This window comes from Paenibacillus thiaminolyticus, assembly GCF_003591545.1.
Lineage (GTDB): Bacteria > Bacillota > Bacilli > Paenibacillales > Paenibacillaceae > Paenibacillus_B > Paenibacillus_B thiaminolyticus_A.
In genome coordinates, this window is sequence record NZ_QYZD01000014.1 from 86,280 (window position 1) to 111,418 (window position 25,139).

The window sequence follows — 25,139 nt, forward strand, 5'->3', positions numbered from 1 at the left end:
GGGTTTACTTCAGGAAGTTAGAGATGAAGCAACACCCGCGAGAAACCAACCCAACTAAAAGGGGCTGTATAAGCCGATTAGTGCCTTGATCTCACTAATTCTTCTTGAGATACAAAAGCTTTTGTTATTGGTGCAATAGCCTCCGCCCACTCTTTAAATGCGTCAGGAGTAATCATAATGTTAGGAGTATCTGTCTGCCAAACTGCATATCCTGCCATATTCTGTAATGCGTCTTCAGGAATTGTCTCATTCCAAATGTCTTCTCGACTTGGATCCCCTATGTAGACACCATTGACATCATACGTGTGGGTATCAGTCGCATGAAGGATGTTACCAGAAGCATCTGTAAGAAGAACAACAACAGACCCAGTAAATCCTTCCCAATGATCGGAAGTCCAGGTTTTTGTAGTAGCATCAATTCTTGCGTTTGCTGAAATCGTAAATCTTGTCTCCATTGCTCTATGCTCTCCCAATACATCGTGCTTAGAACCATGAACGGGAAAAGAAAGCATATTCATCAACCTTTCCTTATGGATGTTTTCGATATTAATGTTCACCAAATAAAAGAATAAAATTCTGTATTATTAATCCAAATTCGTATTGACCGGATAAATGCAGCTGCCTGCAACCCTGGTGTTGACCTGCAGCCGAAGACCCGGAATACCAGAAGCTGCGCCTCAGCATTCAAGAAATCGGCCTTGATATCCGTGCATTGTACGGGCGCCAGGATTTGAACCTATGACGACAATTTTCCACCTTTGGGCCTAACTTCGCCATATTTCATACCTTATTTTGAAAATTGTTCACAAATTTTATGTAATTTAGGGATTTATAAGCAATGTAATAGATGAAGGGTTATATCTCATTCTACAAGATGCTTGTTCTCTTTCTATTTCTATGGATTAGTGAGACTTATCCCCTTCATACCATTATCGAAAAAGGAGATGTGATTCAAATGTTCAAAAAAGCTGCAATCTTGTCGATAGCGATTGCTAGCACGGTCGTGATGACTCAAGGAGCCTATGCTGCGGAGAATAAAGTTCCAGCCAATGTGAACAATCAGCAACAAGCCGTGACATCCGGCAACGGAATGGTCCTTTTCGCTGCCTCGTATGAAGTAAATGCAGATGGGGTTAGATTGCGAACCAATCCTTCCTTATCCGGGACAACGCTCGGCTTGCTATATAAGGGCGATTTGGTGGCAGCAGGGCATGGTTTTGATCCTGTATACGCAGACGGCTATTACTGGCTCAGTGTCTACAGCCACAAACATAAAGCTTCGGGCTGGGTTGCAATCAATTATTTGACCGAAATCGGATGATTCCATGTTCAATCGCAATGGGGATGTCCATTGCGATTGAACTTTTCCCGAACAGCTGCGGCGGGATGATGTGCAGGACTTTCTCAAAAGTCAAGATTAACGACAAGATTCTGAACAAAGCTCCTGATTTTTTTATTAATCCGGTAGATTCTTGTCGTAATTGCATTACCCGATACCTCATATTTGCGAGTCAGATCCGCAATTTACATTTTCTGAATGTAATAATCCATATACAGTTCGTATTCGCTTGTACTCATCCCTCCACATTCGGGTAATTTTTCAGCTTAGTGATTTGCTTTCTTGCCTCCAAAAAGGTATTTTGCGTACATTCATCGGCAAAGTCCATAAGCTCCACCTGCGATTTTACTAATTTCCTGCAATCTGTATTGATTTGACCTGTCCTTTCTAAGCTCATTCATAAAGTGCAAATGGATTTTTCATCTGTCACTTCATCTACCAGTTCGAAAAGCTTTTTCATCTCTTACATTTTCAATCCTTTATCATTTTCCTTCAGGAACCGCACATCTCGTATTGGAAATGCACATTCCTTCATGTTCTATTCATTGCCTAGTCCAAAAGCTTTTATAATTCTCCAACCCGCATCTTCATCTTTCATGCAGTAACAGCATGGAAGGATATTCTATCTGAATTTATGTTCCCTTAATCTTACTAATTAAAATATTTTTTAAATTTTATGTAATTTAGAGGTTTATAAGCAATGTAATAGATGAAGGGTTATATCTCACTCTACGAGTTGCTTGTTCTCTTTTTATTTCCATGGACAAGTGAGACTTATCCCCTTCATACCATTATCAAAAAAGGAGTTGTGATTCAAATGTTCAAAAAAGCTGCAATCTTGTCGTTGGCGATTGCTAGCACGGTCGTGATGACTCAAGGAGCCTATGCTGCGGAGAATAAAGTTCCAGCCAATGTGAACAATCAGCAACAAGCCGTGACATCCGGCAACGGAATGGTCCTTTTCGAGCTCTGGTATGAAGTAAATGCAGATGGGGTTAGATTGCGAACCAGTCCTTCCTTATCCGGGACAACGCTCGGCTTGCTATATAAGGGCGATGTGGTGCTACCAGGGGATTATGGGATTACTTACGCAGACGGCTATTACTGGCAACATGTCTACAGCAAAAAACATAATGCTTCGGGCTGGGTTGCAATGGATTATTTGACCCGGATGTAAAACAACTTATCGCACACTTTATGTTCCCTTAATCTCATTCTACGAGATGCTTGTTCTCTTTTTATTTCCATGGATAAGTGAGACTTATCCCCTTCATACCATTATCGAAAAAGGAGATGTGATTCAAATGTTCAAAAAAGCTGCAATCTTGTCGTTGGCGATCGCCAGCACGGTCGTGATGACTCAAGGAGCATATGCTGCGGAGCATAAAGTTCCAGCCAATGTGAATAACCAGCAGCAAGCCGTGACATCCGAAAATGGAATTGTCCTTTTCTCTGCCACGTATAACGTAAATGCAGATGGGGTTAGATTGCGAACCAATCCTTCCTTATCCGGGACAACGCTCGGCTTGCTATATAAGGGCGATATGGTGAATGCAGGGCATGGTTTTGATCCTGTCTACGCGGACGGCTATTACTGGCTCAATGTCTACAGCTACAAACATAATGCTTGGGGCTGGGTTGCAACCAATTATTTGACCGAAATCGGATGATTCCATGTTCAATCGCAATGGGGCTGCCCATTGCGATTGAACTTTTCCCGAACAGCTGCGGCTGGAGGATTTGCAGGGCCTTATCCAATATCGAGACTCACGACAAGCGTCTGAACAATGCTCCTGATTTTTTTATTAATCCGGTAAATTCTTGTCGTAATTGCATTACCCGATACCTCATATTTGCGAGTCAGATCCACAATTGACATTTTCTGAATGTAATAATCCGTATACAGTTCATATTCGCTTGTACTCAAGTTCATTAACACTTGGTGATATAGTTCATCCACATCGACAGCGTTTTCAATAAGCTGATCGATTTCATTATTCCGCGATTCCAATTGGTTATGAATATCATCCGTCATGATTACTTCATACCTATTTTTGAGATACATCGCTCGAAATGATAGATTCACGAAATTCCTGGCCGTAGTGAATAGCCATCCTTCCACATTCGGGTGATTTTTCAGCTTGGAGATTTGCTTTCTCGCTTCCAAAAAGGTATTTTGCGTACATTCATCGGCAAAGTCGATAAGCTCCACCTGCGATTTTGCCAATTTCCTGCAATATTTATAAATTGGCTTGAAATAGGTATCACATAATTCATGAAAAAAAAGCTCATCACGTTCGCATCTTTCCCTCAACACAGTGCACCCCCTATATAATCTTGTTATTTATTTATATAAAACCCAATTAAAGCTAATAATGACTATAATAAATAATATGTATTATTAACCAGAAAGTAAAGGTAATATTTTACATTCCTAATCGAGCGTAGAGGCCATCAAAGAAACAAAAAGAGCCTCAGCATAACGCGCTGAAGCTCCGGATACATGGCAGGAGAATTCTCCCCCTCCAACTTAATTGCTATCCTTCTTTTCACTTTTCGACGTATGATTGCGCAGATGCAAATATACCGTATGCTTCGTAATCTTTAACGCGTTCGCCACAATCGTGACCGCGTCCCTCATGTTGAACACGCCCCGCTCATACAAGAGGCCGATAATATGCTTGTTCCGGTTCGCATACGAGATATCGGGAGAAGCGTCAACCGCTTCAATCGTCCGTTCGATCGTTTCATGAATCATATCCTCGACGGATGAGGCAAAATGCTCCGACTGCCCCCTCGATTCCAAATCCGGATGCGGCACAAAGGCTTGCAGCACCTGGGAAAACGGTTCATCCAGATTCATGTTGATGCACAGCAATCCGATAATTTTCCCGGACTCGCCCCGTATCGCGATCGTACTCGACTTCATCAGACGATTGTTCTTGCTCCTCGTAAAATAACTGATTGCCTGCTTCGAGTTGGACTGTTCGATCTCTTGCAGCATTTGAAGAGCCAGATTGGTGATCGGCGCTCCCAATTCCCTTCCCGTATGATGCCCGTTCGCAATCTTGATAACGGAATGCTGGTAATCTTCCAGACTATGCAGCACGATTTCGGAGGCATTCCCCAAGTAATCCGCCAAGCCTTCCACCACCGAATCATACGACTCCAATATAGAACGATCCTGTTCCGTAAATCTTGTGTTCATGGAATCAAATCCTTCCTTGGGCAACCTGTAGTTGAGCATTGCGGTCAATCAAAAAAATTTGATTATATCAAAATAAGTTAATTACATTAACGATTAGTAACATCATAACGCGAACGATAGGCACAATCAATCCCCCGATTCGGCCAAGTTCCCCCGATACACCGGCCAAATCGGCCACAATATTGACGGCTTCGCATAACTTGCGGCAAATTTTCAAACTCTATCAGAAGCGATATTGTATGTTCGAAACAAACTTGATATAATCAATTCCAGTTAATCTACTCAATTATTTTTGATTATATTAATAAATCCAAGATCAACTCAAACTTAATTGAGTCCCTAAAACAATGCATTAAATTTTAAATTTTGAAAGCGGTTACTAATTAACGTGCACACAAGGAGGATCATCAAGTATGGACATCGCAATCGGCACCTTATTGCTCTTACTGGTATTGTCCCTGTTCTCCCTCTTCAGCTTCAAAGCGCCGAACGGCATGAAGGCGATGGGCGCATTGGCCAATGCGGCGGTTGCCAGCTTTTTGGTGGAAGCGTTCCAAAGCTATGTAGGCGGAGACTTGTTCGGCTTCGAACTCGCGAAGGAAGTCGGGCTTGCTTCCGGCAGCATGGGCGGCGTAGCCGCCGCCGCGCTGGTCGCGCTCGCGATGGGCGTCTCCCCCGTCTACGCGCTGCTGCTTGGCGCAGCCTGTGCCGGCACAGGCTTGCTCCCTGGGTTTATCGCCGGTTACCTCGTCTCGTTCATCGTCAAGTTTATTGAGAAGAAGGTTCCGGACGGTCTCGATCTCATCGTCTGCATTATCGTCGCCGCACCGCTCGTCCGCTTCGCAGCCAATATCGCGACGCCGATCGTCGACGCCACGCTGCTCAATATCGGCGGCATCATTACGACGGCGGCGAACAATAATCCGATTATTATGGGCATCGTCCTGGGCGGAGTCATTACCGTCGTCGCGACTGCGCCGTTGAGCTCTATGGCGCTAACCGCGATGCTGGGTCTGACCGGGCTGCCGATGGCGATCGGAGCCTTGTCTGTCATGGGATCATCCTTCATGAACTTTGTGTTCTTCCACCGCATGAAGTTCGGCGACCGGAGCTCCACGATTGCCGTGGCTATCGAGCCGTTAACCCAGGCGGACGTCATCTCCGCCAACCCGATTCCGGTTTATGTGACCAATTTCCTGGGCGGGGCCATGGCCGGAATCGTCGTCGCTCTGTTCAATCTGACCAATAATGCGACCGGCACCGCGACCCCGATTGCCGGACTGATGGTCATGTATGGCTTCAACGATGCCAAGACCGTCACGATCGCAGCGGTCCTGTGCGCACTGTGCGGCATCGTGGCTGGCTTCATCGGCTCTATCGTCTTCAAGAACTTCAAAATCCGCACCGTCGCCGAAATCCGCGGAACCGCACCCGCGACCGGCAGCGAAGCGGCTTGAGCGAGTGATACATGAAGTCTTTTACGGGTAGTCACGCAGCATCAACAAATCTGTGCAGAGGAGAATCGAACCATGCCGTTTCACTCCGTTTTTGACATTATCGGCCCTATTATGATCGGTCCGTCCAGCTCGCATACGGCCGGAGCCAACCGCATCGGCCGCGTAGCGCGCAAGCTGTTCGGGCGCTTGCCCGAATCCGTTACGGTCACCCTGTATGGATCGTTCGCCAAAACTTACCGTGGCCATGGAACCGATGTCGCCATCGTAAGCGGAATTCTTGACTTCGACACTGCTGACGAGCGAATTCCTGACGCCCTTGACATCGCCGCGGAGCAAGGACTGGACGTACAGTTCGTGCTGTCGGATGACATCGTGGAGCATCCCAATACCGCACGTCTTACCCTGCGGGACAAGCGTGGCGCGCTGGAGGTCGTCGGCGTCTCGATTGGCGGCGGCAGCATGGAAATCCGTGAAGTCATCCAACTGGACGACAACCCGTCCGGCAGCCATCCAACGATGCTCGTCCTGCACGAGGATAAGCACGGCGCCGTGGCCCATGTGACATCGCTGCTCGCCGAGCATCATATCAACATCGGATATATGGAAGTATCCCGTTGGGGCAAAGGACAGAGCGCCTTGATGGCGATCGAGCTCGACGAATCGATCGACGACGCGGTCATCCATCATATGCACACGCTCCCCCATATTAAGGAGATATGGCAAGTGAAGACATATCAGCGCACCAGCTCCGAAGGAGGCAGACCATGTTCCATAGCGTAGCCGAGCTGCTCCAGCTTGCCGAAGAGAGACAGATCAACATATCGCGTATCATGCTGGAAAGAGAAATGAAGATTCGACAGCAATCGGAAGAAGAAATTATGCACATGATGGAAGCCAACCTGACTGTCATGGAGCAGGCGATCGAGAAAGGCCTGAAGGGGGTCGTCTCCCATTCCGGTCTGACCGGAGGAGATGCGGTCCTGCTCCAGCGCTACATTGCCGAGGGCCATTCCTTGGCCGGGCCCCTCATTCTCGATGCGGTCAGCAAGGCGGTCGCAACCAATGAAGTGAACGCAGCCATGGGCATCATCTGCGCCAACCCTACCGCAGGAGCGGCAGGCGTCGTGCCGGGGACGCTATTCGCGGTCAAGGAGAAGCTGAAGCCTACGCGGAAGCAGATGGTAGAGTTCCTGTTCACGGCGGGGGCATTCGGGTTCGTCATCGCCAATAATGCCTTCATCTCGGGCGCGGCGGGAGGCTGCCAAGCCGAGGTCGGATCCGCTACGGGAATGGCCGCGGCGGCGATTGTCGAGATGGCGGGCGGAACGCCGCGCCAGTCAGCCGAAGCGATGGCGATTGCGCTGAAAAACATGCTCGGATTAGTATGCGATCCGGTGGCTGGCCTGGTGGAGGTTCCTTGCGTGAAGCGCAACGGAGTCGGCGCCTCCGCAGCGGTTGTAGCGGCGGATATGGCATTGGCCGGGATCAAGAGCAAGATACCGCCCGACGAGGTCATCATGGCGATGTATGAAGTCGGCCTCTCCATGCCAAGCTCCCTTCGCGAGACTGCGGAAGGAGGACTGGCCAACACCCCTGCCGGCCGCAAGCTGGAAGCGATGGTGCTTGGCGGCAGTCAATAGCGGAACATGCCAAAGTCCCCGGGGAATAACGACGACGCCGGGGACTTTCAACGTTTAGTTTCCGCGCTTGGACGGGACACGCCTAAGGCCTAAGACAAATAAGCGCCGTTCAGCGCCTTCTGAACCCGCATCACGCCCTGGGACAGCGCATGACCGCCTCCGATAGCGGCCGCGACCGCCACGGCCTCCATAATTTCCGCATCGCCCGCTCCTTTATGTCTCGCCTCGTTCACATGGTATAACGTGCATACCTCATTGTTTGCGAACAAACCGATCCCAAGGGCGATCAGCTGCTTCGTCTTCGCATCCAGCGCCCCGTCGGCGAAGCAAGCGCCCGTAAAGGAATGATAAGCTTGCACGACGTCCGGCAAGGTCGATTCCAGCTCGGCAATCTCATTCTTATAAGCCTGCACTTTGTTATCCATTTCGGACATGATCGCTCCTTCTCTGCCGCCCCTGCTCCCACATCTCTTCTCAGGGGCAGTGGCCAATCTGCTTCGTTCCCTAGGATAACCAGGTCAAGCCGGCTTCATCCCTCCGGCTGGTCGGAGGGATGAGTCATCATCACTCGGGATTCCCGCTTTAGCTTCTTATACGCATTGATGAACGAAGCGGGATTATCGCGGACGAAATAAGTCTCCACCCCGCGATGAGTATGCAAATACAGAAATCCGATCTCATCCGATTCGCCATGCTTGCGATGGCAAGACATATCATAGATGTGCGACATGGAGATCCGCTTGTCCCGGATTCGGACCTCATGTGCGTGCAGCTCGATGTGGAACGAGGTCTCCGTAATCCGTGCCTCGTTGCAATCTATGGTCCTCGTAATCTCCACGCATGTCTGTACCGCCAATACACTCATCGCTATACCCCCTTAATCCGTAAAAGAGCTTTCCCTTTCCGACCATTATAAAGGAAAAGCAGGGGCCTTCGCCAATTCTCCTCCGTTCCTCAGCCTGGTGCGCTATGCCGAATTTAAGGCCCGAACCATCTCAGGCGGGAGCGGGAAGCTGTCGCCTGTGCTTACATCAGCTTAAGTCACGTAATAATGAAGGGGATAAGTCCGATATTGAGACGGAGCCATTTTCTCGGTAGTGTAGAAGCCGGCCGGGGCCTGCAGCAGATCCGGAATCCGGTTGACGACCGTCGCGCATGTCAGCTCGACCGTCGCCGGGCAGGAGATGTTGACCTCGGTCATTGGCTCGCCCTTAATGACCCAATCGTTATGGTCGACTTCATCCTCGGCATACACTTTGCCGATGCATTCCGTCACGATAACCGGACCTTGATGGGACACCGTCGTGACGACGGCGGACATGCCGGTGGCATCGCCTGCCGGGATGGTGCGGCCGAGCGTCGTGGAATGCAGATCTTGATCATGCGTCATCGGTACGAGCTTCTGATCCATCGATTTGATCGTCCACCCGAACTGCGAGCAGAGCCATTCGTTCGCATTTCTCATGAAGGACGGGAGGTCGTTGTTGCTGGCGATCTTCTCCTCGAATTCCTGCAGGGTCAATCCGGCCCCGTGCACCTCGGCAAGCGTAATGCCATACTCCTCGACGTTGTAGCTCGACTTGCCTTCGATTCTCGTAATCTGATGCGTCGCTCCGGCCAATACGGTGATTAGATTGCCCCAGAATACGTCCTGATACCCGGATCCCGCCAAGGTGCAACCGTTGTCCTTCGCGAGCCTGTCAAGACGGCTCGTCAAAGCCGGGGAGGTTGTCCATGGATAGAAGGCTTCTTCACAGGTGCTGATTGCGTTCACGCCGTGACGGGCCGCCAGCTCGAATGCTGCGTACGTATCCGACAGCAGGCTTGTCGTCGCGATAATGCAAACTTGCGCATCACATTCCTTGAACACTTGCTCGGCATCCGCACGGACAGGCACATTCAGCTTGAGGCCCAGCCCCGCCACCTCGCCTGCGTCCTTGCCGATGACATTTGGATTCACATCGATGGCCCCGACGATTTCTGCGCCCTTCTCATGCAGATATCTTAGAAAATATAAACCCATTTTTCCGCAGCCGTACTGAATGACTCTAATTTTCTCTTTCATGATGGACAACCTCCCATAGGTATTGTTACTTTTTTCACAATCCATTATGCCATCGTCTTGCAGGAGCTCCTATGTCCTTATCATAAACTCTATAGCAACTATAGAGTCAACCCTGTTTTATCGGAACCTGCAGCTTCATGAACATATTTCGTTCATCGGTATGGAAGACCGGCAGCTCCACCACGACTTCGCAGATATAATCGCCGGCCACCTCGCAGCCCTTTGCCTTCACATGGTCAAGCAGACGCCCCGCATAGTCCCGCTCCTGAAAAAAACTGCTGCAATAAATGCAAGCATACTCATGCTCCGGAATAATCTCTACCCCGGCCTGCATCTCGAAATCGTCATCGACGAACAGAAATACTTCGGTCGAGATGAATTGTCCCTGCTTCAGATTTGCTTGGCGGATAATCGAGCCGACATTGCAAAAATACGCCATCGGCAGATGCTTGACGATCGCCTGAGCCCGCAGCTCCCGCAAAATATATTCATAGCTCTCCAGCGGATGGTCATAAATGTTGACCTTGCTGTCATAGCAATAGATTTTCCGCGCAGGTATATGCTGCAGCACAAGCTGTCCGTCCTGCGGCGCGTTCATATACGTATCGTAATTTTGGATGCTGACCTGGATCGCCTTATCCATCTGCTCCAGTTCCTTGCGCTTACGCTCGATAAGCTCGGCCTGCTCCCGAAGCATCGCCGGAATCGAGGCCATATCCTCGCTATCGAACCAGGCCATAATATTGTCCAGCGACATGCCCAAATATTTCATATAATTGATTAAGTCCAGTCTGGCGCACTGCTTGATCGAATAATAGCGGTAACCGGTAGTCTCATCGATGAACTCCGGCTTCAACAGTCCCAGCTTGTCATAATAGCGCAGCGTCTGAACCGAGGTATGGTTCAGCTCCGCCATGCGGCCGATCGATAGCTTGTCCATGAAGCTCCCCCGCTCCTTCACATCGAAAAGAGTAATCCATTCACCAAATAATCATACAACAAGTTGGTCATTAGCGAAGAAGATACTTATGTATTAGCCTGCAAGGGAACCCAGTGAGGAACCTTACGCAGCAGACCCATCTGCCGCGCAAGGCTCCTGTCATTTATCGACCTGTCTTCATCTTATCCAGACTTATTCAGCATCTGAGCGGCAGGGGGACGGTTCAACTCCTGCATGCACCGTGTCTGCATGCCCGAAGTGAGTTCAGCGTACAACTCCCCGAACTCGCCCGGTGACAGAACCGAGTATACCCGGCAGCGTCCGCTCTCGCTCAGCTCCAGGAAAAAATGGGCCCGATCGGACGGATGAAGCTCCTGGAAATCTTTGCGGAAAACCTCGGCCTCCCCATTCTTCAGTGATTGAAGCAAATGATATGTGTACTCCTCTTTATACCGGTATTCATTCAGACGGATCATCATATTTTCGCTCCTTTCCCCTTCCCGTTTATAACTGCTCCACTTCTACACTGAGCACATGATCAATTTTTTTGATGTAATAATAGATCTCGGTCAAATAATGATGCTCCGGAACAGAGAGCACCAGATCTATCCGCTGCCGTCCGCTGTCGAGATCTTTGAGCTTAAAGTGCCGGATTTTGAATTCTGCCTTATCCTTGGATGTCCTCTCCTCCGGGGCAGGCATATGATTCCGTTGAATCCGGCGGATGAGCTCGGTCATGCGAGGGTTGGATTCCACTACGATCTTCAGCGACACATCATAGCGGTTCAATCTCGCCGACCCAAGCGACTTCAAAAGAACGGGAACCAGATTGACGGCAGCAATCAGCAGCAGGACGCCGCAGATCGCCTCCGCATAAAATCCGGCCCCGATAGCGACCCCAAGGGCCGATGCCGACCAGATCAGCGCCGCGGAAGTGAGACCGGAGATCACCTCATTGCTTCTGCGCAAAATAACACCGGCCCCAATAAAGCCGACACCGCTAACTATCTGGGCGGCCAGCCGCATCGGATCCATATTCGGATGATCTGCGCCCCCGAATTTGCCGAATGCTTCGATCGACACAATCGTCAGCAGACAACTGGCAATGCAGATCACCATGCTGGGCCGCATCCCCAGTTGCTTCTGCTTCATTTGCCGGTCAAGTCCGATCAACAACCCGAACAACAGGGCCAGTGCCAGCTTCATCATCATCACTATCATTGCGATCACCTCTCGGATACAAGCTCATGTTGGAACACCAAAAAGCCCTCCCGCAAAGAGAGAGCCGACGTTATCCGATAAGCTGAGCGCAGATCAAATCAACCTGCCGCGGCACCCCGTCCGCGCATCGCGAATCCAACCGCAGGGAACGGGGGTGAAGGCCAGGTGAAGATCGGAGAGCACACCGAACAACACTCTTTCTCTTTGCAGAACATACACGACATAAAAACGCCATTGCTCCGACTCGGACTGCCATCCATATCTGCTCTCCCCTTTCCATACAAAATAAAAACCCTCTGAACATGCCAGAGGGTTAGATCACGCACAAATAGGCCTGCTCCCCCTGGTCGAGTTTTGGCACTATACAACGTAAAGCAAACTGCATTCGTTTCCTTAGCCACCTTATGAAAAGCCTTAATCCGGCAATTCCTGTTCTACCCATGGGCATCTTTCGATATTTCTGGGCAGTGGCCTATGTTTGTATAGGAGCCTCACCTAACGAGGAATATATGATACGCACGAAGTATACCCCGATACGGTTGATCCTGTCAATGGGACGGTATCTCCCGGATGATCATCAACTACAAAGATAAGAACAGCAAGGTATGTGAAGAAAGGCTGCAAGCCGAAACTTTCATGTGAGTATCCCAGTAACTATAGCACAATCATTTAAAGCAATCTCTCATATTATAATATAGAAAGGAGGTGATTTGAATGAGTCGTAGAGCAATCAAAATTATTCTTAGACGAGGTCAAAAAGTCTTGGTAGAGTGCAGAAGACGTCGCATCCGTTAACGCCCTAGTTCTAACCTTTCGTCATCTTCAAATGGAGTGCAGCTTTCTGTCCCTATTTGGTGCTCCTCCCCGTGTTATACCCGTAAGAAAAAAAGCCTCGGAGTAATCCGGGGCTTTTACCGTATTCTAGCCCATCAAAGCCGCACATTAACTTGGAAATACAAAAGAGCCCCGCCAGCACAAAGCCAGCGGAGCTCCTTTTCACCGGTGCAAACCGTATTTATAAAAATAAAAACCCTTATGCGACAAGGGTTTCAACGTTTCATATGTATGGTGCGGTCAAGAGGACTCGAACCTCCACGGGTGTTACCCCACTAGAACCTGAATCTAGCGCGTCTGCCAATTCCGCCATGACCGCATATTTAGTATCTTACATTTCGTAATTTAATTTTCTTAGCGACAAGAAATATAATATCATGGATTAGGATATGCGTCAACACTTTTTCGAAAAAATAATTTGAACCCCATTTCGTAACGTTACCTCATGCCCCCATTGCCGCGATCAGGACAAAAGAACAGGACTGTCCCAACAACTCGGCAGTCCTTCCATATCGCTCTTCGAATTAGGCCTCGTCTTCGGATACCTCGGCTATCGGGCCCGAGTTCTATTCCTCAAGCTCCGGCCGCGGGTCGCTGAAGGGTTGGATCAAATAGTTCCGGCTCAGCTTCACGATGCGCCGATTACGCTTGCGAATCATCACCTCGTCCTCGCTCCAGGCGACGACGATGCCGATCACATCATTCGCTTCGAGCATATCCCGTACGACACGCACCTTCGTGCCCTCCTGGCGGAACTGGTCAAGTATAGTCTCGTCCATCATGGCCGCATCTCCTTTCTCATCTCGACTGCACCCAGCAAGTCTGGCTCATACTGCAATAGGGAACAAGGCCTGCCGGCTGACGCTGACAGGCCTTGCTTCCTCCGTCACGTGAAGGTCATCCGCCGACATGCTCTCTGGAATCGTTCGTCTCGAACCAATAATCCAGCACTTTCGCCGACATGACGCGTTTTTGTATATATTCGACTTGCTGCGGGGTGAATTGCTCGTGCCAAGCCACCTGCAGCTGTTCGCACAGTTTGACGATAGTCAGTAATTCGGACCAGGCCACGTAACGTTTGTACCAGAAAAATTGAGGGTGTTCAATCATATAGGGGTACAAATCATCGAACTCCGTATGCTTACAATCGAGAGCCCGTTCAAAATGCACCTTAGCTTCCGATACCTTCTCCTGCAAAAAACGAGCTGTTGGTTGATCAATCATCTTCGTCGCCCCCTCTCACCAACTTATCTTTTATTATATGCCAAACAGGTGAATGGAGAAAAGCAGGCAATTTCATACATCGACTGCAACTTCTTGGAGTGAGTGCCGTCTATATAAATGAGAGTGTCCTAAGTCCCGCTCTCCTTAGCTCCAAGTAACCTGTTACGGTTCAGATGAAAACCGATCCTATATCTATCGTCATACCCGCCGCGAGACGGCGAAGGAGGAACCGCACTGATGACCCGTGCCCCGATTACCCGAATGATATATATGGTTGCGGCTGCTGCCGCGCTTGGCGCTTTACTGTCCGGCTGTTCGGCGCAGGCCGGCAGCGTGCCCCCGGCCAACCCGAAGACGACGTCTGCGGCCAAGACAGGCCCGGCGGAAGAGACTCCGGCCGCAGGCAAGGATAAGACGCAAGAACGTACCGAGATCGCTTCGAACAAGGATAATTCACGTCCCTCCTCCGCCACAGGCGAGGAAGCCGAATTCAACCGGAAGCAGCCGAAGCTGAAGGGGATTGGGCTAACCGATACCGAAGAGAAGGTGCGGCAGCTCTGGGGGGCGCCCGTCTCCCAATTCATGATGGATGATGAAGAGCCGATTCATGTGCTGGAGTATGACGGATTTTCGTTCGGCTGTCATGATAACGACGAGGTCGTCTTCGTCGAGGTCTCGGGCGACAGCTTGTCCACCGGCATCAAGGGCCTGCACATCGGGGGCAAAAGCGATACGGCCGTGAAGTCTCTCGGCAATCCGGATCAAGATACCGGCTATGCTTGGAGCTACCAAGCGGTGAACGCCCTGCTCCGGCTTGATCTCGATCCGAAGACAGGCAAGATTCAGTCCGTCAAGCTCTTCCCGATGGAGGAGAACGCGTTGAAGGCTTAACTTGCAAAATGGTTGTGGCGCTGCCTAAATAGCTTTGCCCGATCCGCCCCATCCTCGCACTCTAATTGTGTTATTCCACTGAACTGATAAAGAAACTGATAAAGGCAACCTCCTATGCTAAGGGGTTGCCTTTATTTTCTCAAAATTGCCGGAGTGGTGAATGTGTTCCCCGTTCAACGCTTCTCATTTATTTAGAAAATGGCAAGATCACAACCGTTTCCAACCTCTGTGAACATTATCCCCCTTTTTTATTTGTTGCGCTTGAATACTCTAATTCTCTTTCAACATGGTGTTCCCTTATTTGAGTGAGCACACGTTTTATGAGTCCAACATTTTGGTCAATAAATTGACGATTCAGAAGTTCGTTATGTTTTCCAAATCCTTGGTATTCTATATATCTTTTCCGTGTCGCATATGACCAATTCGATTTGTCCAGACCTTTTACTACCAAATTGTGAATGTTAGCATCAACTACTCCAGAGGTAGTCAGTTGTTTCATATAGCATTCATAACGTAATGATTTATTTTTTACGGAAGGAATATCCTGTACCTGTTCGAACCACTCCGAGATATTTTCGTTATAATCAAGAGCTTGTTGTAATAATTCCTCTCGTTTTTTCTGTATCTCAGAATTCAAAAACGATGAATCCAACATAATGATATCGGATATTTCGTAACCCTTTTGCTCCATGACTTTCGTAATTTCAAACGCAAGATTACCTCCTGCAGAGTAACCAAGGAAAATGTAAGGTCCTTGAGCCTGAATACGAATGATTGAATCGACATACTCCTTGATCATCTCTGTATAGTTTGAGTGATGATCAATAAAATCATACGCGTAGAGGACACATTCATTTTCAAGTCTTTTCGCCATTTCATAATACTCCATCCCGAGTCCTGAAATCGTAGAAGGAAAACAGAAAACATTTACCTGTCCTTTTTCGTTCAACTTCAAGAAATGGGACTCGCTCTTCAATTCCAACTGATATCTCACGATTTGTTGCGCCATTGTCTCAATAGTAGGTGCATCAAATACTACACGATATGGGAGATTCATCCTCATTCTTTTACTTATTTCCCGAATCAATTGCAGCACTTTTAAGGAATGACCACCCAGATCGAAGAAATTGTTTGTTACCCCTACATTCTCTAAACCAAGTATTTCTTCCCATATGGTAGCTAATTCTATTTCCACTATAGTTCGCGGTGTTACGTAGTCAATACCAGTTTGCATACATTTTTCCGGTGCAGGCAACGCCTTACGGTCGATCTTCCCGTTTGGAGTTAATGGCATTTGCTCAAGCTTAATAAATTGCGATGGTATCATATAGCTTGGAAGTTCTTGCAACAATGCGTATCTGATCTGTTCGACCGTTAGTGAGTCTTTTCCAACGACATACGCACACAATTGACTGAACCCATCTTCGCCTTCATGTGCAATGACTGTCGCTTCCAGGACCGGCTCTACTTTCATGAGCGCTGATTCTACCTCGCCCAATTCAATTCGATAACCTCGAATTTTGACTTGATGATCGATCCGTCCTAAATATTCGATGTTGCCATCTGGTGACCATCTTGCTAAGTCTCCTGTTCTGTAAATCTTCGCCCCTGGAACAAAGGGGTTATCTACGAACTTCTCTGATGTCAAATCGGGACGATTCAAATAGCCTCTCGCTAATCCTACTCCCGCTAGACAGAGTTCTCCCGGCACGCCGATAGGAAGTAAGTGCCCTGCCTTGTCCGTAATGAACACATGATGATTATCAATAGGCCGTCCGATTGACACAGAGTGACTATCAATGGATTCACCACGATTTATCCAAAGCGTCGAACAAACAGAATCCTCAGTAGGTCCGTATGCATTTACATATATTACATGGTCCTTCCATTTTTCCACTAACGGAATGGTGGAAGAAGATCCTGCAGTAATAAGCCTCTTCATGAACGGCATCTGCTCGGGCTCCAAGTATGTAGCATAACTCGGCGGTAAGGTAGCAGTCGTAATCTTGTTGTCATTCATAAAACGGGTAAATAATTGAAAATCTAAAATCACCGACTTCGAAGGCAGATACAGGCTTGCGCCGCAGAATAACGCATTCAGTATCTCCCAAATCGAAGCATCAAACGATAAACTAGCAAATTGAACAACCCTGTCTTGCTCGTCCATTTGTAACGAATCATTCCAAACCGTTTTTAGATTAGCTAGACCGCGATGCTCAACCATTACCCCTTTGGGCTTGCCCGTTGTGCCTGACGTGTAGATCACATAGGCCAATTGGTTTGCTCCAACCGATAGGTCTAAGTTGGAACCATCTTCGTTGTACGCTCTTTCATCATCAAGCTTGATTATCTTGCCTTTAAATGAAATTCGATCGTGTAAATGTTCCTGCAGCAACAATGTCTGCGCTCCTGAATCATTCAATATATAGCGGATGCGTTCCTCAGGGTATTCAGGATCGATCGGCAGATAGGCGCCTCCAGCCTTTAAAATAGCTAGAATGCCAATAACCATCTCCGGAGTTCGTTCTGTCATAATGCCGATCAACTGCTCTTCCGTTCCCCCCTCGGCTCGTATCGTTCGAGCCAGCTGATTCGCTCTTTCATTCACCTCGCTGTAAGTCAACTCTTGCGTGTCGAACACGATTGCAATGTGGTTTGGTGTCTGTTCTGCCCGCTCTTCGAACAGTTGGTGAATCGTCTTATCTCGGGAGTATTCGACTGCTGTATCATTAAACACTTCTAAGATCTGGTTCTTCTCTTTTGCCGTAATCATTTCTAGCGTAGAGAGCTTCGCTAGCGGTTGTTCTATTATTGCATCAATCAATTGGATCAAATGCTCGCTCATACGTTTGATAGTTCCGGGCTTGTACAGCGCTGTCGCGTATTCCATCGTGCATGTAATTTCCGGCCCTGACTCCACCGCAATGAACGTCAAATCAAACTTCGATACCGTATATTTAGTTCTATAAGGCTGAAACTGCAATCCATTAATGCGTCTGTCCTCTTGTTCCAGATTCTGCAGCACGAACATCGTGTCAAATAAGGGATTTCGACTCATATCTCTGTTTACATGTATCTTTTCCACTAATTCTTCAAATGGATAATCCTGATTTTCATACGCTTTTAACGCATGTTCTTTTACTTCCTGCACGTACGCGGTGAACGATTTTTCTCCTGCTGGATAATTGCGCATCGCTAATGTATTTACAAACATACCGATAATTGGCTGCACATCTGCATGAGCTCTGCCCGCAATAGGACTTCCTATGACAATATCTTCTTGTCCGCTGTATTTGGAGAGCAAGGTGGAATAGACCGCAAGTAATACCATATATAACGTTGAGCCCGTTTGGGCAGCGATTTGTCGTAATCCTTCACTTCTTTGCTCAGTAATCACAAATTCAATCGTATCGCCCGCGAAGCTTCTTGTAGATGGTCTGGCATAGTCTGTTGGCATGTCTAGCAAAGGAATCTCTTCGCGAAATACATCCAGCCAATAGGCTTCCTGTTTTTTCATCTGTTCTTGTTGCATTTCTGCTTGCTGCCATACGGAGTAGTCTTTGTACCCAATTCGAAGAGGAGGCAGTTCTTCTCCTTCGTACAGTTGGGCCCATTCCTTCATAAGAATATTCATCGATACGCCATCTGAGATGATATGATGCAGATCCAGCAGCAAAAGAAAACGTTCGGGTTGGAGTTCAATGACTCCGACTCGTATAAGCGGAGCTTGGCTCAGGTCAAAAGCTCGCACAAATTGGCGAATATGATGATCCGCTTCCTCTTCCCTTGCTCTCACATACTCAACAGTAAATTCCACCTCAGGATGCACATGCTGCATTAGCTCCCCATTCATTATTTCGAAGCCAGTTCGCAGCGACTCGTGACGTTGAATCAACTTTTGAAATGCCTCTTCCAGAAGTAATCGCTCCAATCCTCCTTCGATTAGAATAGCGAGCGGCATGTTATATCCTATCTTCTGTCCGTTTTCCAGTTGATTCAGAATATATATACGCTTTTGCGCAAATGAAACAGGATAGTAGTCCCTTTTTTCTACCATTGGGATAGATTCAAACCTGCGTTCTTCCAATTCATGAATGAACGCAGCCATCTGTTCAATTGTGGGAAGTTTGAATACATCTCTTAAAGAAACACTGACATTCATTTTTTTGTGAATGGTGGATACCAGTTCAGTTGCCCTTAAGGAGTGTCCTCCAAGATCGAAGAAATTATCTTTTACCCCTACCTTCTTTTGTCCTAATATTTCTTTCCAGATATTTTCCAGTTGTCTTTCTATTTCTGTGCGAGGAGCCACGTATTCCATCCCTGTTGGCAAACTGCCTTCTATGACAGGCAATGCGTTACGGTCAATTTTTCCACTTGAATTCAGCGGCATTTTCTCTATTTGGACAAAGTAAGACGGTATCATAAATGAAGGAATCGCCTGTGATAATGCCCTTCTCAGCTGTCTCACTGTTAACGACTTATCGCCAACAAAGTATGCATACAAATGCTTTATGTTATCTTCGCCTTCACGTGCAATGACTACAGCTTCATGAACCGATTTTATTTTTAAGAGGGCTGCTTCCACCTCGCCTAATTCAATTCGATAACCACGAATTTTGACTTGATGATCGATCCGTCCTAGATATTCGATATTTCCATCTGGCAACCATCTTGCCAAGTCTCCGGTTCTATACATCTTCTTTCCGGGAACGAAGGGGTTATTTAAGAACTTTTCTAAGGTCAAATCTTGGCGATTCAAATAACCTCGTGCCAGCCCTGCTCCCCCTATATATAACTCCCCTACAACGCCAATCGGTTGTAATTGAGCAGTGTTCGCTACGATATACATTTGTATATTCCCGAATGGTTTTCCAATAGGTATATGTGCTAGTACTTCTCTTCTAGAGCTTGTACTATACCTCGTTGCATATATCGTTGATTCCGTTGGTCCGTATATATTTTCGAGCTTGGCCCTTAATGGCAAGGAATGAAATTGTGTGATCAATTTTGCCGATAAAGCTTCTCCTGCTACAAATACATATTTTAATGAGTTTGTATTAACATAATTCGTTTCTTTCAATCCATGCAAAAACATTTGCAGCATAGAAGGGGCGAAGTTGATATGAGTAATTTGTTGTTCGTGTATCGTATTTAATAAAGACAAGGGATCTTTTTCTAACCCTGGTTTCAAAACAATCAATCTTCCCAGACCGAAAAACCAACCAAACAATTCAGTTACGGATACATCAAATGTATAGTTCGTTTTTAATACATACGAATCCGTCCTTGCTAACGGGTACTTTTTTTCCATCTCGGATAGAATGTTGATCACGGACTGGTGTTCAACCATTACTCCCTTGGGCTTGCCCGTTGTGCCTGACGTGTAGATCACATAGGCCAATTGGTTTGCTCCAACCGATAGGTCTAAGTTGGAACCATCTTCGTTGTACGCTCTTTCATCATCAAGCTTGATTATCTTGCCTTTAAATGAAATTCGATCGTGTAAATGTTCCTGCAGCAACAATGTCTGCGCTCCTGAATCATTCAATATATAGCGGATGCGTTCCTCAGGGTATTCAGGATCGATCGGCAGATAGGCGCCTCCAGCCTTTAAAATAGCTAGAATGCCAATAACCATCTCCGGAGTTCGTTCTGTCATAATGCCGATCAACTGCTCTTCCGTTCCCCCCTCGGCTCGTATCGTTCGAGCCAGCTGATTCGCTCTTTCATTCACCTCGCTGTAAGTCAACTCTTGCGTGTCGAACACGATTGCAATGTGGTTTGGTGTCTGTTCTGCCCGCTCTTCGAACAGTTGGTGAATCGTCTTATCTCGGGAGTATTCGACTGCTGTATCATTAAACACTTCTAAGATCTGGTTCTTCTCTTTTGCCGTAATCATTTCTAGCGTAGAGAGCTTCGCTAGCGGTTGTTCTATTATTGCATCAATCAATTGGATCAAATGCTCGCTCATACGTTTGATAGTTCCGGGCTTGTACAGCGCTGTCGCGTATTCCATCGTGCATGTAATTTCCGGCCCTGACTCCACCGCAATGAACGTCAAATCAAACTTCGATACCGTATATTTAGTTCTATAAGGCTGAAACTGCAATCCATTAATGCGTCTGTCCTCTTGTTCCAGATTCTGCAGCACGAACATCGTGTCAAATAAGGGATTTCGACTCATATCTCTGTTTACATGTATCTTTTCCACTAATTCTTCAAATGGATAATCCTGATTTTCATACGCTTTTAACGCATGTTCTTTTACTTCCTGCACGTACGCGGTGAACGATTTTTCTCCTGCTGGATAATTGCGCATCGCTAATGTATTTACAAACATACCGATAATTGGCTGCACATCTGCATGAGCTCTGCCCGCAATAGGACTTCCTATGACAATATCTTCTTGTCCGCTGTATTTGGAGAGCAAGGTGGAATAGACCGCAAGTAATACCATATATAACGTTGAGCCCGTTTGGGCAGCGATTTGTCGTAATCCTTCACTTCTTTGCTCAGTAATCACAAATTCAATCGTATCGCCCGCGAAGCTTCTTGTAGATGGTCTGGCATAGTCTGTTGGCATGTCTAGCAAAGGAATCTCTTCGCGAAATACATCCAGCCAATAGGCTTCCTGTTTTTTCATCTGTTCTTGTTGCATTTCTGCTTGCTGCCATACGGAGTAGTCTTTGTACCCAATTCGAAGAGGAGGCAGTTCTTCTCCTTCGTACAGTTGGGCCCATTCCTTCATAAGAATATTCATCGATACGCCATCTGAGATGATATGATGCAGATCCAGCAGCAAAAGAAAACGTTCGGGTTGGAGTTCAATGACTCCGACTCGTATAAGCGGAGCTTGGCTCAGGTCAAAAGCTCGCACAAATTGGCGAATATGATGATCCGCTTCCTCTTCCCTTGCTCTCACATACTCAACGGTAAATTCCACCTCAGGATGCACATGCTGCACTAGGTCCCCATTCATTATTTCGAAGCCAGTTCGCAGCGACTCGTGACGTTGAATCAATTGTCGAAATGCTTCTTCCAGAAGGGGACGATGAAGCACACCATTCACATTTATAATGTTTGTAACGTTATAACTGAATTCTGCCCCTTCGAGTTGACTTAAAATGTACATACGTTTTTGCTGAGAAGAAACAGGATAGTATTCTCTCTTCTCCGTGTTAGGAATAGGGATATATGTATGCTGTTCCTCACCTGTAATGATCGCAGCTATTTTTTCAATTGTCGGATATTGGAATAGATCACGTAAAGCAACGCGAATATCCATTTCTTTATGAATTTTGGATACCAAGGTCGTTGCGCGTAGAGAGTGCCCTCCAAGATCGAAAAAGTTGTCTTGAATCCCTACCTTCCCTCGTCCCAGCACGTCTTGCCAAATCGCCGTTAATTGTTTTTCTATCGGAGTTCGCGGTGCTAAGTACTCAGTACCTGACTGCATGTCTTCATTAGGGGCAGGTAATGCTTTGCGATCAATCTTGCCATTGGGTGTTAAGGGCATTTGCTCTAGTTGTACAAAATACGATGGTATCATATAGCTTGGAAGCTCTTGTGATAACGCGTTTCTGAGATGCCCGACTGTGAGTGGGCCGTTACCAACGATGTATGCGCACAAGTGCTTTAACTCGTCTTCGCCTTCATGTGCAATGACTGCCGCTTCTTGGACCGATTCTATATTCAAGAGAGCTGATTCCACCTCGCCCAATTCAATTCGATAGCCACGAATTTTGACTTGATGATCGATCCTCCCTAGATATTCGATATTTCCATCTGGCAGCCATCTTGCTAAATCCCCTGTTCTGTACACTTTCTCTCCAGGAACAAAGGCGCTATCTACGAACTTCTCTGTTGTTAACTCAGGGCGATTCAAATACCCTCGCGCTATTCCTACTCCTGCTATACACAGTTCACCTGGCACACCGATAGGGAGTAAATGGCCGGCTTTATCCATAATATACACACGATGATTATGAATCGGGCGGCCGATGGGGATACAATCATATTCAATGCATTCCCGTGATCCACTCCAAAGCGTTGTAATAATAGAATCCTCTGTTGGTCCATAGGCATTAATATACTCTACTTTATCCCTCCACACATCCAATAACTGGAACGACGAAGCACTTCCTCCTGTCACCAGCTTGCTTAAAAATGGCATGTGGATCGGATCCAGATAAATTGCATATGAAGGAGGTAAAAGGGCTGTCGTGATCTTATTGTCGTTCATAAAACGAGTAAATAACTGATAGTCTATAATCACAGACCTGGAAGGCACATATAAAGTTGCTCCAAAAAATAATGCGGTGAAGATTTCCCAAACGGAAGCATCAAACGATAAACTAGCAAATTGAACTACTTTGTCTTGCTCGTTCATTTGCAATATATCCTTTAAAACAACTTTTAAGTTGCACAATCCATGATGTTCTACCATAACCCCTTTCGGTTTACCTGTTGTTCCGGATGTGTAAATTACATATGCTAATTGATTGGGCCTTACGAACAACTCCAAATTTGATCCATCGTTATGATATGATTGGTCATCATCCAAATGAAGAAGTTTTCCTTCAAATAAGGGTATACGGTCAAGTAAATCGTGCTGTGTTAACAACAACTGTGATCCAGAATCCTCTAGGATATACAGAATACGATCCTCAGGGTATTCTGGATCAATTGGCACATAAGCTCCACCTGCTTTTAATATGCCTAGTATCCCAATGATCATTTCCGCAGAGCGTTCTGCCATAATTCCAACCAATTGGTTTTCCTGTAATCCTTCAGCTTGTAACGTTCGTGCCAACTGATTAGCTCGTTCATTGAGCTCACGATAAGTTAATTGCTCCCCTTCAAATACAACTGCCGGGCGGTCAGGTAAAAACTTCGCCTGCTCTTCAAACAATTGATGAATACCCATCTCGGGGTATGCTGTTTCCGTATCGTTAAAAACTTCCAATATTTTTACTTTCTCATCTTCTGTCAATACCTCTATTTCCTCTATGCTTAATTGCGGGTTGTTTAGTACTTGTTTCATAATATGGAGCAGATGTCCCTGGACTCGCTCGATACTTGCCTTATTATATACACTCGCATTGTACTGGAACTGAATCTGGAGCTCTTCCCCAGGCATAACAATTAAATTAAAATCATAGTTTGTATGCTCTTCGACTTGTAAATTCGTAAGTTCTAGTTGACTGGTTCCACATATCCCCACACCCTCAAACTGCTGTTCGATCGGATAATTTTCAAACACCATAATATGACTAAGCAATCCCTGTTTTTGTTCGGTTTTTGCCTGTATCTCATACAACGGATACGTGTCATATCCATGTGATGATAGGGCCAATTCCTGATTCTTTCTCAACGCTTCTACAAACTGTACTTCTTTCTCTATACGAACACGCACAGGAATTGTATTGATAAATAAACCGATCATTTTTTCTATACCGGGTATTTCTTCCGGCCTGCCCGATACAACACTCCCGAACACAACATCCTCACTGTTGTTATATTTTTGCAGAAGCACACCCCATGCAGTTTGTATAAACGTATTAATTGTAACTTGATTGGCACCTGCTAACTGTTTCATCTGCTGTGTCAGTTCTTTCCCAAGATTACAAATCACCTTATTTGAAATGTAGCTATTTTGCTTGCTTGGTGACTTCACAAAAGGAAGTATTGTTTGCCCTTCATAACTATCTAAATAAGCACTCCAATAATTCGATGCTTTTTCGAGATCTTGGGTGTCCAACCACTCGATATAACGGCTATACGGGATTATGGCTGGAAGCTTAGGGTGTCTTTGCTCTTGAATGGCGTTGTAGATTTCAAACAATTCTTTAAAAATAACAGGCAAGCACCAACCATCCATTAAGATATGGTGAAAACTAAAAATGACATGGTATCCGTTTTCTTTATAATGCAAAAGGGACATGCGAATTAACATATCTTTAGCAAGGTCAAATCCTCTTGTCTTGTCTTCTCTCGTAAAAGTGGTAATGAAGCTTTTTCTTTGTTCTTCTTTCATCTTTCGCAGATCTTTATAAATAAATTCTGCATCCCTATTCTTGTACACAACTTGTAGAGGCTGGTCTCGTAATCCGCTATAAAAATTTGTTCGTAATATAGCATGTCTTTTGATTAGAGCAGTAACACTCTTTTCGAAATCTGTTATATTCAAATTTCCGCGCAGATCAAATTTCACTTGTTCAAAATAGGCACCTGAGTGCGGTTCAAGCATGCTGTGAAACAGCATTCCCTTTTGCATCGGCGATAACGGATATACATTCTCGACTTCTCTGCTCATTT

The 25,139-nt window shown here is 46.6% G+C and carries 19 protein-coding genes, 1 tRNA gene and 1 riboswitch; of the genes, 7 read left to right on the top strand and 13 right to left on the bottom strand.

What is annotated here, in order from left to right; all coding sequences use genetic code 11:
* Positions 1-77: 77 nt before the first annotated feature.
* A complete protein-coding gene (locus DQX05_RS16320; RefSeq protein ID WP_119794597.1) occupies positions 78-455 on the bottom strand; it encodes a hypothetical protein in 378 nt (125 codons plus the stop codon).
* A gap of 392 nt (positions 456-847) precedes the next feature.
* Between DQX05_RS16320 and DQX05_RS16325 the strand changes: the two genes are divergently transcribed.
* From DQX05_RS16325 to DQX05_RS16340, 3 genes are all read left to right on the top strand, one after another.
* Complete coding sequence (locus DQX05_RS16325; protein ID WP_259392044.1) at positions 848-1,321, top strand: SH3 domain-containing protein; 474 nt, start codon at positions 848-850, stop codon at positions 1,319-1,321.
* A gap of 727 nt (positions 1,322-2,048) precedes the next feature.
* Positions 2,049-2,516 carry an SH3 domain-containing protein gene (locus DQX05_RS16335; RefSeq protein ID WP_259392045.1) on the top strand — a complete coding sequence of 156 codons (468 nt, stop codon included), beginning with the start codon at positions 2,049-2,051 and terminating at the stop codon, positions 2,514-2,516.
* 127 nt (positions 2,517-2,643) lie between these two features.
* Positions 2,644-3,009, top strand: a complete 366-nt coding sequence (locus DQX05_RS16340; RefSeq protein ID WP_119794599.1) for an SH3 domain-containing protein — start codon at positions 2,644-2,646, stop codon at positions 3,007-3,009.
* An 80-nt stretch (positions 3,010-3,089) separates the two neighbouring features.
* Here DQX05_RS16340 and DQX05_RS16345 read toward each other — a convergent pair whose 3' ends face one another.
* On the bottom strand, positions 3,090-3,656 hold the full coding sequence (locus DQX05_RS16345; RefSeq protein WP_259392046.1) for an RNA polymerase sigma factor: 567 nt from the start codon (positions 3,654-3,656) through the stop codon (positions 3,090-3,092).
* 213 nt (positions 3,657-3,869) lie between these two features.
* Entirely contained in the window at positions 3,870-4,547 is a 678-nt protein-coding gene (locus tag DQX05_RS16350; protein WP_119794601.1) for a helix-turn-helix transcriptional regulator, read from the bottom strand.
* 413 nt (positions 4,548-4,960) lie between these two features.
* On the opposite strand from DQX05_RS16350, the gene DQX05_RS16355 reads away from it, so the two are divergent.
* From DQX05_RS16355 to sdaAA, 3 genes are all read left to right on the top strand, one after another.
* On the top strand, positions 4,961-6,004 hold the full coding sequence (locus DQX05_RS16355; RefSeq protein WP_119794602.1) for a PTS sugar transporter subunit IIC: 1,044 nt from the start codon (positions 4,961-4,963) through the stop codon (positions 6,002-6,004).
* Between the two features lie 72 nt (positions 6,005-6,076).
* Positions 6,077-6,784 (top strand): L-serine ammonia-lyase, iron-sulfur-dependent subunit beta, encoded by a 708-nt coding sequence (gene sdaAB / locus DQX05_RS16360; protein WP_119794603.1) that lies wholly within the window; start codon positions 6,077-6,079, stop codon positions 6,782-6,784.
* Positions 6,769-7,644: an L-serine ammonia-lyase, iron-sulfur-dependent, subunit alpha gene (gene sdaAA / locus DQX05_RS16365; protein WP_119794604.1), complete on the top strand. Its 876-nt coding sequence runs from the start codon at positions 6,769-6,771 to the stop codon at positions 7,642-7,644. The genes sdaAB and sdaAA overlap by 16 nt, the downstream gene beginning before the upstream one ends.
* 89 nt (positions 7,645-7,733) lie before the next feature.
* Here sdaAA and DQX05_RS16370 read toward each other — a convergent pair whose 3' ends face one another.
* The 9 genes from DQX05_RS16370 to DQX05_RS16410 form a co-directional block, all read right to left on the bottom strand.
* Entirely contained in the window at positions 7,734-8,078 is a 345-nt protein-coding gene (locus DQX05_RS16370) for a carboxymuconolactone decarboxylase family protein (protein ID WP_119794605.1), read from the bottom strand.
* Between the two features lie 95 nt (positions 8,079-8,173).
* Positions 8,174-8,509, bottom strand: a complete 336-nt coding sequence (locus tag DQX05_RS16375; protein WP_119794606.1) for a hypothetical protein — start codon at positions 8,507-8,509, stop codon at positions 8,174-8,176.
* Positions 8,510-8,680: 171 nt separating this feature from the next.
* Positions 8,681-9,709: an NAD(P)H-dependent amine dehydrogenase family protein gene (locus DQX05_RS16380; RefSeq protein WP_119794607.1), complete on the bottom strand. Its 1,029-nt coding sequence runs from the start codon at positions 9,707-9,709 to the stop codon at positions 8,681-8,683.
* 106 nt (positions 9,710-9,815) lie between these two features.
* A complete protein-coding gene (locus tag DQX05_RS16385; protein ID WP_119794608.1) occupies positions 9,816-10,649 on the bottom strand; it encodes a MerR family transcriptional regulator in 834 nt (277 codons plus the stop codon).
* A gap of 182 nt (positions 10,650-10,831) precedes the next feature.
* Positions 10,832-11,128, bottom strand: coding sequence for a hypothetical protein (locus DQX05_RS16390; RefSeq protein WP_119794609.1), 297 nt, complete (start codon positions 11,126-11,128; stop codon positions 10,832-10,834).
* A 25-nt stretch (positions 11,129-11,153) separates the two neighbouring features.
* Positions 11,154-11,870 (bottom strand): MgtC/SapB family protein, encoded by a 717-nt coding sequence (locus DQX05_RS16395; protein WP_119794610.1) that lies wholly within the window; start codon positions 11,868-11,870, stop codon positions 11,154-11,156.
* Positions 11,871-12,203: 333 nt separating this feature from the next.
* A riboswitch (M-box (ykoK) riboswitch) is annotated at positions 12,204-12,380 on the bottom strand.
* 556 nt (positions 12,381-12,936) lie between these two features.
* A tRNA-Leu gene (locus tag DQX05_RS16400) sits at positions 12,937-13,023 on the bottom strand.
* Between the two features lie 247 nt (positions 13,024-13,270).
* Positions 13,271-13,486 carry a hypothetical protein gene (locus DQX05_RS16405; RefSeq protein ID WP_119794611.1) on the bottom strand — a complete coding sequence of 72 codons (216 nt, stop codon included), beginning with the start codon at positions 13,484-13,486 and terminating at the stop codon, positions 13,271-13,273.
* Between the two features lie 115 nt (positions 13,487-13,601).
* A complete protein-coding gene (locus DQX05_RS16410; RefSeq protein ID WP_119794612.1) occupies positions 13,602-13,928 on the bottom strand; it encodes a hypothetical protein in 327 nt (108 codons plus the stop codon).
* A 237-nt stretch (positions 13,929-14,165) separates the two neighbouring features.
* Between DQX05_RS16410 and DQX05_RS16415 the strand changes: the two genes are divergently transcribed.
* The gene (locus DQX05_RS16415; RefSeq protein ID WP_119794613.1) at positions 14,166-14,819 is read left to right on the top strand and encodes a DNA uptake lipoprotein; all 654 of its coding nucleotides are present in this window, start codon (positions 14,166-14,168) and stop codon (positions 14,817-14,819) included.
* A gap of 235 nt (positions 14,820-15,054) precedes the next feature.
* Here the strand turns inward: DQX05_RS16415 and DQX05_RS16420 are convergent, their stop codons facing one another.
* Positions 15,055-25,137, bottom strand: coding sequence for a non-ribosomal peptide synthetase (locus tag DQX05_RS16420; protein WP_119794614.1), 10,083 nt, complete (start codon positions 25,135-25,137; stop codon positions 15,055-15,057).
* Positions 25,138-25,139 lie beyond the last annotated feature (2 nt).